General features: G+C 33.5%; 13 protein-coding genes. 7 read left to right on the top strand and 6 right to left on the bottom strand.

The window, feature by feature from the left end:
* Positions 1-6: 6 nt before the first annotated feature.
* From ACJMLO_RS03975 to ACJMLO_RS03965, 3 genes are read left to right on the top strand one after another with little or no spacing between them, the layout of a single operon-like run.
* Positions 7-696 (top strand): DUF6882 domain-containing protein, encoded by a 690-nt coding sequence (locus ACJMLO_RS03975; RefSeq protein WP_405294142.1) that lies wholly within the window; start codon positions 7-9, stop codon positions 694-696.
* Positions 683-1,297: a DUF6891 domain-containing protein gene (locus tag ACJMLO_RS03970; RefSeq protein WP_405294140.1), complete on the top strand. Its 615-nt coding sequence runs from the start codon at positions 683-685 to the stop codon at positions 1,295-1,297. The genes ACJMLO_RS03975 and ACJMLO_RS03970 overlap by 14 nt, the downstream gene beginning before the upstream one ends.
* The gene (locus tag ACJMLO_RS03965) at positions 1,294-1,887 is read left to right on the top strand and encodes a hypothetical protein (protein ID WP_405294138.1); all 594 of its coding nucleotides are present in this window, start codon (positions 1,294-1,296) and stop codon (positions 1,885-1,887) included. Before ACJMLO_RS03970 ends, ACJMLO_RS03965 begins: the two co-directional genes overlap by 4 nt.
* Positions 1,888-1,989: 102 nt before the next feature.
* Here the strand turns inward: ACJMLO_RS03965 and ACJMLO_RS03960 are convergent, their stop codons facing one another.
* The 5 genes from ACJMLO_RS03960 to ACJMLO_RS03940 form a co-directional block, all read right to left on the bottom strand.
* Positions 1,990-2,607 (bottom strand): hypothetical protein, encoded by a 618-nt coding sequence (locus ACJMLO_RS03960; RefSeq protein ID WP_405294137.1) that lies wholly within the window; start codon positions 2,605-2,607, stop codon positions 1,990-1,992.
* Positions 2,604-4,349, bottom strand: coding sequence for a glycosyltransferase (locus tag ACJMLO_RS03955; RefSeq protein WP_405294135.1), 1,746 nt, complete (start codon positions 4,347-4,349; stop codon positions 2,604-2,606). Before ACJMLO_RS03955 ends, ACJMLO_RS03960 begins: the two co-directional genes overlap by 4 nt.
* A 6-nt stretch (positions 4,350-4,355) precedes the next feature.
* The gene (locus tag ACJMLO_RS03950) at positions 4,356-4,766 is read right to left on the bottom strand and encodes a response regulator (RefSeq protein ID WP_405294133.1); all 411 of its coding nucleotides are present in this window, start codon (positions 4,764-4,766) and stop codon (positions 4,356-4,358) included.
* A gap of 72 nt (positions 4,767-4,838) precedes the next feature.
* Positions 4,839-6,710 carry a histidine kinase dimerization/phosphoacceptor domain -containing protein gene (locus ACJMLO_RS03945; protein ID WP_405294131.1) on the bottom strand — a complete coding sequence of 624 codons (1,872 nt, stop codon included), beginning with the start codon at positions 6,708-6,710 and terminating at the stop codon, positions 4,839-4,841.
* On the bottom strand, positions 6,700-8,610 hold the full coding sequence (locus ACJMLO_RS03940; RefSeq protein WP_405294129.1) for a histidine kinase dimerization/phosphoacceptor domain -containing protein: 1,911 nt from the start codon (positions 8,608-8,610) through the stop codon (positions 6,700-6,702). Before ACJMLO_RS03940 ends, ACJMLO_RS03945 begins: the two co-directional genes overlap by 11 nt.
* Positions 8,611-8,765: 155 nt before the next feature.
* Here ACJMLO_RS03940 and ACJMLO_RS03935 point away from each other — a divergent pair, with 155 nt between their 5' ends.
* The gene (locus ACJMLO_RS03935) at positions 8,766-9,785 is read left to right on the top strand and encodes an adenylosuccinate synthetase (protein WP_405294127.1); all 1,020 of its coding nucleotides are present in this window, start codon (positions 8,766-8,768) and stop codon (positions 9,783-9,785) included.
* A gap of 11 nt (positions 9,786-9,796) precedes the next feature.
* Here ACJMLO_RS03935 and ACJMLO_RS03930 read toward each other — a convergent pair whose 3' ends face one another.
* Complete coding sequence (locus ACJMLO_RS03930; protein ID WP_405294125.1) at positions 9,797-10,411, bottom strand: class I SAM-dependent methyltransferase; 615 nt, start codon at positions 10,409-10,411, stop codon at positions 9,797-9,799.
* Positions 10,412-10,460: 49 nt separating this feature from the next.
* Between ACJMLO_RS03930 and ACJMLO_RS03925 the strand changes: the two genes are divergently transcribed.
* The 3 genes from ACJMLO_RS03925 to ACJMLO_RS03915 all read left to right on the top strand — a co-directional run bounded on the left by ACJMLO_RS03925 (position 10,461) and on the right by ACJMLO_RS03915 (position 13,696).
* On the top strand, positions 10,461-11,396 hold the full coding sequence (locus ACJMLO_RS03925; protein WP_405294123.1) for an ABC transporter substrate-binding protein: 936 nt from the start codon (positions 10,461-10,463) through the stop codon (positions 11,394-11,396).
* A 109-nt stretch (positions 11,397-11,505) separates the two neighbouring features.
* Entirely contained in the window at positions 11,506-12,303 is a 798-nt protein-coding gene (locus tag ACJMLO_RS03920) for a class II glutamine amidotransferase (RefSeq protein ID WP_405294121.1), read from the top strand.
* Entirely contained in the window at positions 12,296-13,696 is a 1,401-nt protein-coding gene (locus tag ACJMLO_RS03915; RefSeq protein WP_405294119.1) for a hypothetical protein, read from the top strand. The genes ACJMLO_RS03920 and ACJMLO_RS03915 overlap by 8 nt, the downstream gene beginning before the upstream one ends.
* Position 13,697: the final 1 nt, after the last annotated feature.

The raw sequence follows: 13,697 nt of genomic DNA, 5'->3' as shown, positions 1-13,697 counted from the left end.
TTGTAATTGAAGGTAATAGAAAAAGAAATAACCATTGAAAATGATGATACCTTTAAAATGATTTTATCTAAATATGGTGCTTTGGCTTTAGATAAACAGGAAAACCTATCAGAATTGATTGGTGATGAAAAGGGGGATTTGGATATTGAAAAGGGCATTATCACATTTGGTGATATTGAGTTTCCAATTCAGATTTTAGGATTTTACTCACATGACATCAAACAATGGTCTTGGGCATGGGATAATGAAGAAATCTTTGGTAAGGATTTGATTAAATCCTCATGTGAAATGAAGGCGATTGGTGATGAATTCGAAATCGCTGAATTCAGTACTCCTACATTAAATGCCGATTTTAATGATTGTCACACTTTAGCGATGACCTCCATATCTATCTTAAATATGGATGCATATTATGGAGTTTCTGAAGAGGGTATTGACATATTTGTCCTTATCCAGTCCGACTTGATTGAAGAGAATGATTCTCTTTTAAAATTCAGAGATACTTTTTATACTTTCCAAAAGAATTTCAATGTCTATCCGAAATTGGCTTTTGAAGCTTATACAAAACTCAAGGGTTATGGATTTAAACCTCATGATGATTTTGCAGTTGCTAAAATTGGTGAAAGCCGTATAATTGTAGGTTTTACTGAAAGAGGAAATATTACTCGTATACTGATGTATGATGAAGAAGAATGATTTTATGGATTCGGATTTAGTTGAAGAGATTGAATACATGATAGATTTGCTCACTAAATCTGGATTTTTCAGTATTGATGAAATCTTGGAAATATTGGAAGATCAATTCATTGAAGAAGAGGTTGATTTTTCCGGATTTGATATTTCTCTTAATGATTCATCCAACAATAACTTTTCCAAGTTGGAAAATGCATTTACAAAACTTTCCGCAGAAGATATTGTAGCTATTCACAATTGCGGATTCGATATCGAAGAAGGGGTTAGCGACGCATTTGAACTTCACGTTCACTTGGCAAACAACAAATTCAAATCATGCGGCTTTTGTTTTTATACCTTTGAGGATGTTGAAGATGCAATTTTCGATAAAAAACTTAAAATTACATTTGGAGACTTTGAAAACGACGAAAATAAGGCATTGGATATTGGTAAAATTGTGTCCAAATATTTGAAGGATGAAGATTTCACCATTGACTGGGATGAAACTATTAACAACCAAATAGAGATTAATCCTTTCATATGGGATAAATCATATGATGATAACAAGGAATATGAAATGGAAGGAGCATATGAGGCGTTTACAGGTAATCGGGTGTTAGAATGAATATTAGATCTTTAAAATTAATTCGTGATGTCATAATCAATTCTGGAAAATGGGTTTCAATTGAAATAGCTCAGGATTCTATTTATATAGAATTTAAGAATGTTGAATTGGGCAATCCAAAGTCAAACGAAGAAATGTCTCTTACAGTCCGTTTTGCTGGAGATTCATTTTTCACAGCATTTTACAACAATATATGGGATATTGATTTTCTATCCAAATATGATTATAAAAACCAATTGTTAAGTGAAGATGTAATATTTGACATAAAGGAAATTAAATTCATTGATTTTGAATATTTAAATACCTTCTTTTATAATTTCAAGCATGAAAAGACGGTTTCTTCAGTTGAAGATTTCAGCATTCACAATATCCGCAATGACTTTTTCATGCTGGTTGAAACAAAGGAGATAGCTTTTGTTGTCGGTGCAAATCAAATGGATTTCTTCACTCCGTTTGAAAGGCTTGATGATGTGTCTTTAAGGGAACTCTCAAATGAATGGATGCTTTATTTTTTAAACTATCATCTGAAGAGAAATATAATTAAAGACCCAATGTGTGAAAATCATCCTCTGATGCATATCAGGAAATAATTTTTAGCAGTTTTTAAAGTATCCGTTAAAAAAAATTAGTTAATGGATATTTTAATTGAATTTTTTTACGATTCTATTAAAATTATCCATCGTCTTTTTAATCTAAAACTGGTTTGCTATAAACTCGTATATATGATATACTCCTGAGATAAATCCATTGAATTCATTGTTATGGATATTGCTCATATCATCTTCAATACGGTCATCTACTTCTTTTAGGAAAGTTTCATTATGATAATCATGGCTTGTGAAGTAATGTACCTGTATGGCATAATTTGTATCTTCTTTAGGGAATACATAACTAACCCCAACATGATTCCAAACACTATCAGTGTTTCTTGATGGATTGGAGAAGTATTGCTTGGATACGGTAACCCCGCTTATGGTTGCATTATCATTTTTTAAAACTTTATAACCTCCATCTTCCATGGCCCTAAATTTCGCTTCCGAGATTGAGGTGATATGGTCTTCAGGCCAGTCATCCCAATGATCAATGTAGACATATTCGTTTGTGATTGCGTGAGGAGTTTTAGACTGATTAGTTTGATTTAATTCTTGAGTAGTGTTCCAAGATTGGGGCACAACAGTTACGCTGTGTCCAAAATCAATTGTTTTATCAGTTTGGACACTTAAGAAACTATTGATTCCATTTATATTTGAAGAGAAAATTATTATGAAAAGTAAAATTAATATGCCCAATATTTTTTCGTTCCGTCTCATTTTTTACCTCCCTTATGTTCGGTTTTTGACCATCTACGTTCTTTTCTAGTCATCATTGTGCGCATTGTCATGAAAAACAATGGAATTAAATGGAAACAGTAAAGGTAATATTTGATTAAATCCTTAAGGAAATCTTGAAATGTAGGTTTGTCTCTTGAAAGAGCAAGAATGATTCCTGGGAAAAATGAAATTACGGAGAGTACTCCAACCATGAAAGGAGCGTCCATTCTTATAATTGTTGTATTATGGAAAAAGAACCATGAAATCGCATTTACAATGGTAATTAAAAATCCAAAGAAGATTAACAGGTTAAAACTGTAAAATGAGATGTGTTCAATGATATTGAATTTTTTTGGTATGGATATTTTTGAAGATACAATCTGTGGCAGATATATGAATAATGTTTCAAAGTTACCGATAGCCCATCTAACTCTCTGTCTGAAAAATGCCTTCCATTCTGTAACCGCTTCCTGATAAACTGCGCATTCTCCACAGTAACGAATTTTTCCACCTTGGAGCATGATTTTTATGGCTAAATTTAAATCTTCAGTAACTGCAAATCCGTCCCATCGTCCGGAGTCAATGATGGCATCTTTTTTAACGAATTGTCCATTTCCACCTAAAAATCCGGTACTTCCAAGATTATCTTTTGCTATTAATGTATTTCCGAAACTGGCAAATTCTACATGCTGCATACGAGCAAGATAGTTCTCATTGCGGTTAAACATTTTAACTCTTGATTGGACTCCATCAATATCTTCATTTAGGTATTGTACAATTGTCATCAAGTAATCGGTCTTGATTTGCGTATCTGCATCAAAAACACCAATTATTTCCCCTCGGGATAATGTTAATGCATCATTTAAAACGAAACCTTTTCCTTTTCCAGACCTTGGAGGGTGTCTTGTAACAATTTTGAGTTGAGGGAGATCCTTTTTTAAATTGGCAAGTATTTCTCCAGTACTGTCTGTAGAGCCGTCGTTGATAACAATTACTTCGTAGTTGATTTCTTCATTTTTATAGTATTCAGATTCACAAACGCTTCTAACAGTTGCTTCTATGGTATGTTCCTCATTGTGTGCAGGGATAAATATGCTTATAAATGGAAGGTCCTCTTCGGCATAGGGGGTGATAGGCCTTTGTTTTTTAATACTGACAAGAGAATTTATAAGCATGGCAGTTGTTGGAATTATAAGCAGCCATTGAAGCCATGTTGCATTTCTGGTTAATATTGCCATTATAATTAATGCAATACATAAAATTAATAGAAAACTTGAATCAGATTTTTCAATAACTAGTTCAGTACTTTTTTCTTTAATCTTTGATTCGGCCATTTTAACATTAATCATGTTTTGTTCATGTTTTTTTATGGCCACTGCCATGGATCTTTGGAGTTCTCCATCTTCAATAGGTTTAAACAGGTACCCAAAGGGATTGCTTGTTAATAATTTATCAATGTTTTCGTCAAAGACGTCTCCAACGATAATTATGACAGGAACATTAAAAAGTTCCAAATCTCCTGCGGTTTCAATTAGATCAATGTTTTCGATTTCGGTATCTAAAAAAATTAGGTTGGGTGAAGTTGCATCAATCTTTTTGAATATTTCATTCTTTTCAGATGCGCTCCCAACGTATTCATAATCATAATCTTCAACATATAATTTAATTAAAGATAATGATTCTTCATCAGAGCTTATAGCAAATATTTTAGGTTTTCCAGTTATTAACTCTAATTCCGTCATTTAAATCTATTCAGTAAAACCGCTTGCGTCATTTAATTTTTTTGCTTCTAATTTTGCTCTGTTGATAGTTATTTTAAGGGTTTTATCTAATTTGCTGATATCGTATGGTTTTGAAACGAATCCATATGATCCTTTAACATTTGACTTTTCAAAGGTATCAATATCGGTGTTTGCAGTTAAATAAATGATTGGAATATTCCATTCTGAAATTACTTCTGCAGCTTCAATACCTTCCATATCTCCTTTTAATTTAATGTCCATTAAAACAACGTCTGGTGTTTTTTCTGCTGCTGTATCAATAGCGTCCTGACCAGTATCAACGGTATCAATTACTTCATATCCAAGTTCTTCTAAACTATATTTCAAATCTAATGCAGTAATTGCTTCATCTTCAACAATTAATATTCTTTCATTCATTTTATCATCCTTATAATTTAAAATTTATGTAATTTATTTTATTTAAAGTTTGACATTATTTATCTTTATTCATTATCCCTCTATTGTATGTTCCATATCGATTGGGAATGTTAATTTATATGCTGTACCATTCTCATGTTTAATTAATTTGATTTCGCCGTCCAGTTGTTTTGTGAGATTTCTGATAATCTCGCATCCTAGATTTTTTGTTATGGCGTCCGGATTATCAATTCCAACACCATTGTCGCTTAAGATTAATTCAGCATTGTGTTCATCGATTTTTCTAATTCTTTTGGTTATTTTTTTGTTTGGAACGCTTTTATCAGGGAACGCATGTTTGATTGCATTCATGGTCAATTCATCAATAACGAGCAATAATGGGGTAATGACCTCAATGGTTAAAGTCAAATTCTCATCAACATTTGATTCAAATTCAATGCCGTCCCTCAAACCGATCAAGCTTCTCAATTGGCTATCTTGGTCTTGAATATATTCGCTTAGATTAATGTTTTTAAAGTCAGTAGTGTTGTATGTCTTTTCGTGAAGAATAGCGAGTGAAGATAGCCTTGACTGCATATGGTCAATAATTATATTAGGTTTGTTCTTGTATGCTCTTTTTTCCAGGTTTAGGAAACTGTTTAGAACTTGCAAGTTGTTCTTTACTCTGTGGTGAACTTCCTTGATTAAGACCTTTTGATGTTCATTAGCTTCAGACAGTGCCTTTTGCTTTTGGCGTTCTTCGGTAATGTCAGTTAGAAAACCGATGCTGTGGGAATCAGAGCCGTAAGTAAATCTTTCAAGGTATAATTCACAGATTTTTTGATTGTTTTCATCTCCATGAACATTGTATGTAAAGGTTTCATCGATTTCGTTTGTCTCTTTATCGAGCAATCTCTTGAATTTGCATTTGATGTCCTCTTCAACGATGTTGTCCAGAACTTCATGGCTGTGATGATATTCCTCAGGAGGTATTTCAATTAAATGATAGAAACCTTTTGAGAATTCGCATTGTTTCAAATTCAATGGCTCAATCATCAATGCTAATTTTTTGCTGTTTTTAAATCCATTCAATAGGAAATCAATCGGTCGGGTCATTTTTTTGTTAGAATCAGCACTGACATCTTTTATTAAACCGTAACGACTTAGCAACTCTCCGTGTTCATCAAATTTGGAATAAAGATTTATTTCAACATATTTTAAAGTACCGTCATCAGTTTTGATTCGCATGATTGCATCGTAGGAACTTCTTCCCTGGTCCAGTTCCTTGAGCATTTTTTCAACTATTGGTCTGTCTTCAGGAATAACCAAATCGAAAACAATGTTGTAATATTCATCGTTTTCCACTCTAGGACGATTTAGGATATTATAAATCCCTTGGGTCCATGTGTATTTGTCTTTAATCTTATAGTAACTTCCGGTTTGTGAGAAATATTCAATGAAATTGGCCTTTTCATCATATTTTTCATCGTCTGGGATGTGGAGTTTACTTTCACGATTATCTCTGTGGTCTGAGACTAAAATAAGTCTGTCGTGATCGTAAATTATTTTCACATTTGAAAATCTGGCTAATTTTTCATTAAAATGGTATAAAAATCTCATTTTTTTGGATTTGCGAGTTTTATAGACCTCCTTTAGGGGACCTGCCAATATTTCATAAAATGCCGGGGAAGTTTTACTGAGCAGACGTCCGGCAACATTGCTTTGCTTGATATGTCCTCTTGCCAGTGCACTTAATCCCAATCTGTGAATAATGAAATCCTCTCCATCATTGTATGGTATAAAAATGTCAATATCGTTTATAATGCTATTTAATGTTTTTTCAAAAGGAATTTTCTCAACTTCAAATTCTTGTGGGACTTGAATGTACAGTTCCTTTTCTTTGATATTAAAGATTCTGATTTCTTCAATATCTTCTAATTTCCGGTATTCTCTTTCAATTTTCATTAGTCTCACCCATTATTTTGTTGAGATGGTATTCAATTGTGTGTTCAAAGCTTATAGGGAATATTATCTTAAATGCGGTTCCCTCATCACAATCTAAAATTTCAATTTCTCCATTAATTTGTTTGGTTAAGTTGTTTACAATTTCCCATCCTAAATTATGATTAATTAATTTGTCGGGGTCTCCAAGTCCAACTCCATTGTCTTTCAAGATAAATTCACAAATACTGTCATCTAGACGTTTGATTTGTTTGAATATTGTTTTATCGGGCATGTCAGGATCTGGAAATGCATGTTTGATTGCATTCATTGTCAATTCATCCACAACTAATAGTAATGGGGTTATAACTTCAATTGATAAGTGAATGTCTGGATCCACATCAGAGACAAAATTAATGTTTTTTGCACCAAATAACATTTTGAGCGTTTCATCCTGATCATCCAGGTATTCCTTGAGGTTGATGTTAATAAAGTCTTCTGTTTTGTAGGTTTTTTCATGAAGTAGTGCTAGTGAAGAAAGTCGTGCCTGCATATTGTCAAGAATTAGATTTGGTTTATCTTTATAGGCTCTTCTTTCTAAGTTTAAGAAACTATTCAATACCTGCAAGTTGTTTTTAACCCTGTGGTGAACTTCCTTAATAAGAATATTTTTATTTGCATTAGATTCAATTAATTCACGTTGTTTTTGGCGTGAAATTGTAATGTCAGTCAAAAATCCAATACTGTGTTTCTTGTTTCCGTAATCAAATCTCTCAATGAATAATTCGCATACCTTTTCGTTGTCTTCATCCCCATGTACCCTGTAGGTAAATATTCTATTTACTTCTGTAATTTTTCCCTCAAGTAGTTTATATAATTCTTCTCTTACGTCCTCTTCAACAATATTGGTTATGATGTCCGTTCCGTGAATGTATTTTTCTTTAGGAATTTCAATCATATCGTAAAATCCTTCACTGAATTCATATCTCTTACTTAAAGGCTCAATAAGAAGGGATAATTTTGAATTATGATTAAAACCATTCAATATAAAATCCATTGGTCTGGTCGTATGATGCTGTGAATCTGCACCAATGTCTTTAAATAATCCATAATGGCTGATTTCCTCTCCGCTTTCATCAAATTTGGAGTAAAGATATGTATCTAAATATTTAATTTTGCCACCAGGAGTTTTAATACGAATGATGTTTTCATAAGTGTCTGTTTCAGGGCTCATGGTTTGAAGAAGCTCTTCGACTAATGGCTTATCTTCAGGAATTACCAAATCAAATATGATGTTGTAATATCTGTCTTGGGGCTCATTTGGACGGTTTATGATATTATAAATGCCGGGAGTCCAGGTAAATTCGCCACGAGTCTTATAATAACTTCCTGTTTGCGAGAAATATTCGATTAGATTAGCCTTGTTTTCCTCTTCTAATTTTTCTTGAGTTTCAATACTGTCAACTTCTTCAAAGTCATTTTTCAAATCGGAAATTAAATAAATATGTCCTTCATCACAAAGAATGTTGATATTTGCAAGACTTTGAACCTTATCGCTCATGAGGTAAAAGATTCTTATGGCTTTTGTGTTGGATGTATTTAAAACTTCTTTAAAATAATCTTTAAAGATTTCAAAATATATGGGTGATGCTTGGCTAAATTTTCGCCCCTCAACATTTTCTAGTTTTATGTTTAACCTTTCAAGTATGTTCCAACCAATTCTTTCAATGATATAGTCTTCACCATCGTCAATTGGTCTGAAAACATTTATGTCTGAAGGCACGTGCTTCATAACATTACTAAAACGGACCTTTTCAGGTTTTTCTACCTGAGGAGCGTCTTCAAAAAAATTCAATTTATTAACATTATAAACTCGCACTTCTTCAACATTTTCTAACTCTCTATAATGTCTTTCAATATACATATTGATTACCTTGAGTTTATTTAATAGTATATAATTCTTTATTTTATGTCATATTTAATGATATTGCAAAAGTTTTTTAATCATAAATGATATAATATTACTGTTATTAAAATTTTATTTTTTAAATTTAGATATGATATTTAAGGAGTTATTAAATGACTTGTAGTATTTTAGTTGGAGGAGCATGGGGAGATGAAGGTAAAGGAAAATGTATCACTTACCTTTGTGAAAATGATAAACCAGACATTATTGCTCGTGCAGGTGTTGGACCTAATGCAGGACACTCTGTTGAGTTTAATGGAGAGAAATATGGTTTAAGGTTAACCCCTTCTGGATTTGTGCATACCGATGCGAAACTCATGATTGGAGCAGGAGTTTTGGTCAATCCGGATGTGTTATTCAAAGAATTTGAAGACTTAAAAAAATATAATGTTAAAGAAAGAATGTGTGTGGATCCTAGATGTGCAATTATTAGAGAGGAACACCTGAATAGGGACAAATCTTCAGAACATTTGTCTAAAAAAATCGGAAGTACCGGCTCTGGTTGCGGACCTGCAAACTCTGACCGTGTAATGAGAACCATTGAATTGGCACAGGAAGTTCCCGAGCTTGAAAACTACATCACCGATGTGTCTCTTGAAGTCAATGAGGCTATTGATGAGGGAAGGGATGTATTTATTGAAGGGTCACAAGGTTTCGCTCTATCCCTTTACTATGGATCTTATCCGTTTGTCACAAGTAAAGATACAACAGCATCCACATTCGCTGCGGATGTAGGTGTGGGGCCAACTAAAATAGATGAAGTCATAAATGTATTCAAATCATACATTTCCCGTGTTGGAGAAGGACCATTTCCAACTGAAATGACTCAGGAAGAAGCGGAAAGTAAAGGTTTGGAAGAGTATGGTGTTGTTACAGGACGCCGCAGAAGAATCGGTTACTTTGACATGGAACTTGCTAAGGAATCCTGCAGAATCAATGGTGCAACACAAATAGCTTTAACATGTGTCGACAGACTATTCGATTGTGCACGTGTACAGGACTATGGGGAATTGTCCGCAGAAACCAAGGCATTTATCGAAGACATACAGACTGAAACCGGGGTGCCGGTAACCATTATTTCTACCGGACCGGATTTAAAAGACACAATTGACTTAAGAAAAGAGTTATTATAACTTCTTTTTTTCTATTTTTTTCCAATCACTATTAAAATATATGAATTTTCTTTTTTAAAGATTTCAACAGTGCTGAATCCTGCATTCAACAGGTACTCTTCTAATTGTATTGGAGTATAAACTCTCATTCCTTCAACTGTTTTCAACCATTTTTCATCATCAGGATGGTTTCCATCGGTTCCCTGTGCAATCAAGAATTGGCCATGCGGTTTAATTATTCGAAAGACTTCCTTAAATGTTTCGCCAATTTCTGGCCAGAAGTAGATAGTCTCAAAAGCTGTTACCAAATCATATTCATTATCATTAATGGGCATATCATCAACACTGGCTTGAATTATCCTGCATCTGTTGCTGTCAATGGCTTTTTGATTTCTTTTGATGGATTCACTAATAGATACATCGGAGTAGTCAAGGCCATCAACATCATTGCGGGTTAATTTGAGAAACTTTTCAATATTGACTCCTCCTCCACAGCCGATATCTAGGATTTTATCGTTTTTGCCCACATCAACACATTCAAATGCAAATTCAGAGATGGGTTTGTGGTTTTCATTCATCCTTTCTATTGTCTCGATGCCTTCTTCACCATGTGGCTTCAAGCACTGGTCTATCTTTTCAGCTACCATAATCAAAACCTTTAATAATTTTTTCAATATATTTAATAATGGTGATAAAATGGATAATAAAATTATCGCAATTATTATAGCAATTGTTGTTGTTTGCGTTGGAGCATATTTCGTTTTGGGAAGTGGTGGTGAGGAAGTAACTATTGGTTACTTGCCATCAGACCATGATGCAGCATTGTTTGTAGCTGATGCGCAGGGAAAATATGCTGAAAATGGTATTAATACAAAATTAGTTCAATTCAACAATGGTGGAGATTTAATGACTGCCATGGCAAGTGGAGATGTCGATGTTGGATATGTTGGAATAACTCCAGTGTTGTCTTCAATTGCAAATGGAGTTCCTGTTAAAGTTATCTCAGCAGCCCAGGTTGAAGGATCTGGAATTGTCGTTGCTAGCGATTCCGGAATAAATTCGGTATCTGATTTGGCGGGTAAAAAAATTGCTACTCCCGGTGAAGCGTCAATCCAGCACATGTTGCTTACATATTATCTGGAGCAAAACGGAATGTCAATCAATGATTTGAAAGTTTCATCAATGAAAGTTCCTTCAATGAATGATGCCCTAAAGACAGGCAAAATTGATGGAATGATTACTTTTGAACCATATGTGTCAATCGCCGAGAAAAATGGCGCTAAAGTCTTAACAGATTCAGCAGAAATCATACCAAATCATCCATGCTGTGTTGTAGTTGCTTCCGATAAGTTCATTGATGAACATCCTAATGAAACTCAAAAGATTTTAAAAATCCATGAAGATGCAACAGATTTCATCAACAACAATACTGATGAAGCGGCAAAAATGCTTCCAAGTGATATCGTTAGCGATGTGGAAGTTGAAAAATCTGCAATGTCAGGTTTCCCATTCATTTCCGGTTTGGATGATGAATATAAACAGAATGTAATGGACTTTATGGATTTGGAAGTTAATTTGGGAATTTTGAAAAAACCTATTTCTGAAGATAAAATTTTTTGGCAAAGTAGTTAATTCCACTACTTTCCATTTTTTTTGAAATGTTTAAATACTATGAAATATATAACATATGTTATTGCAATATAACAATTGTGATAAATTCAATGATAGGAGGATAATGTATATGTGTGAAATTTTTTGTTTTAATTCAAATACGCCAAAGCAAATAAATGAATGTTTAGAATGTTTTTATAACCACTCAGAAGAACATCCACACGGATGGGGATTGGCTACTATGCAATCAGATGAATTTGTTATTAATAAAGAGCCTATAAAAGCAGCATGCAGTCAACACCTAAAAGATATATTGTCTCATCCTGTTATTGGAAAAAATGTATTCGCTCATATCAGATTAGCAACGGTTGGTGAAATAATATCTCCCAATTGTCACCCGTTTATCGAATCCGATGATAATAACAGATCATGGATGCTAATACATAATGGAACCATTTTTGACTATCCGCCACTTGAGGAATATAAGGATAGGGAAAATGGGGACACAGATTCCGAGCGAATACTGTTTTATATAATAGATAAGATTAACGAATTCGAACAGGCTAAAGGGGCTCCATCAACAATAAAGGAACGTTTTGATATACTGACAGGAATAGTAGAGAAATTATCTAAAAACAATAAGCTAAACTTAATGATTTACGATGGAGACTTAACTTATATTCATTCTAACATGAGAGAATCATTGTATTACTTGAAAAGTGATGAGGGATTTTTAGTCGCAACAACGCCAATTAATGATGATGAAAATTGGAAGCAAGTGGAGCTAAACAAATTATTTGCTTTAATTGATGGAAATATCATATTTGAAAGTGAAGAGCACAAAAACGAATTTATTTTAACTGAAGATCATGAAAAAGCGATTGAGGAGTTTCAAAAATCAATTAATCTGGAAGTGAATAATGATTAGTAAAGATATTATTAGAAATAAGCTTTTCGATGAGTTTATCCTTCCTACAAATCAGAAAAAGGATTTCATAGGCATTGAAATTGAAATTCCCATTCTTAATCTTGACAAAAAGCCAGTGAATTTTGATGTTGTCCACAGGATTACTGATGAGTTTCAAAACCATTACTCTGACTTTAAAGAGGAGGGCATTGATTATGAAGGCAATATCTTTTCTTTAAAAGACTCTAAAACGGAGGATATAGTTTGTTATGATTGCTCATATAACAACATTGAATTTGCAATGGGTCGTGAAAAGGACTTATTTACAATAAACGAGAGATTCTGTGATTATTATTCTTTTGTCAAGGAATCATTTGAGGAGTTTAATCACACATTGACCGGAATGGGAATTAATCCGTATAGAAAATACAATATACACAAGCCCATTCCTTCAGAAAGATACCTGATGCTTTATCATCATCTAAAGTCAGTCGACAATTATGAAAGCGTTCCAATGCATTTTCACAAATATCCCGAATACGGAATGTTTTCATCAGCCTCACAGGTACAGATTGATGTTCACAGGGATGATTTGATTAAAACAATCAATGTGTTTTCAAAAATTGAACCTATTAAGGCATTATTATTCTCCAATTCGGTCTTGTTGGATGAGAATAAACATGTAACGTGTTTTAGAGATCCTCTATGGGAATATTCAACTCATGGTGTAAATCCACACAATATTGGAGTCTATGATGTTGATTTTAAGGATATTGAAGACCTCCAGGCATATCTTGAATCATTAAACATGTATTGTGTAATGCGTGAGGGGTCATACATTAATTTTCCATCCGTTAATCTGCTAGACTACTTCAGCAGGGATGTGATTTGTGGTGAAATCTATGATGATGGGGAGTATAAGGAAATTGATTTCAAACCATCAATTGATGATATTAAATATTTGAGGCCGTTCAAATTCATCAATTTGACATTCAGGGGAACTGTGGAATTCAGAAGTATCTGCACACAACCGATTCGTGATTCAATGTGTGTTGCGGCTTTTCATCTGGGTCTAAAAGATAATCTGGATGAGTTGGAAAGGATTGTCGATAATGATGAGGTAATCTACCATAACGGTTATACTGCAGGCGAGCTTAGAAAACTTCTGATTCAGGATGAACTCCCGTCATTTGTCGATACAAAGGATATCTGTAAATTGTCAAAGGATATTGTTGATTTATCTGCTGAAGGTCTTGAGAATAGAGGATTTGGAGAAGAAATATTTTTAAATGCATTGTATGAACGCATTAAAAAACGAACAAATCCTGGAAAGGAGATTATATCGGCAATGCACGGTGGAGAAAAAATTGAAAAATTAATTGATGATTACGGTAGACTAGATAATATTATATAAT

The sequence above is a fragment of the Methanobrevibacter sp. genome (assembly GCF_045120835.1).
Lineage (GTDB): Archaea > Methanobacteriota > Methanobacteria > Methanobacteriales > Methanobacteriaceae > Methanocatella.
The sequence above is the reverse complement of the archived record's forward strand: the minus strand, read 5'-3'. Positions and strand labels throughout refer to the sequence as shown.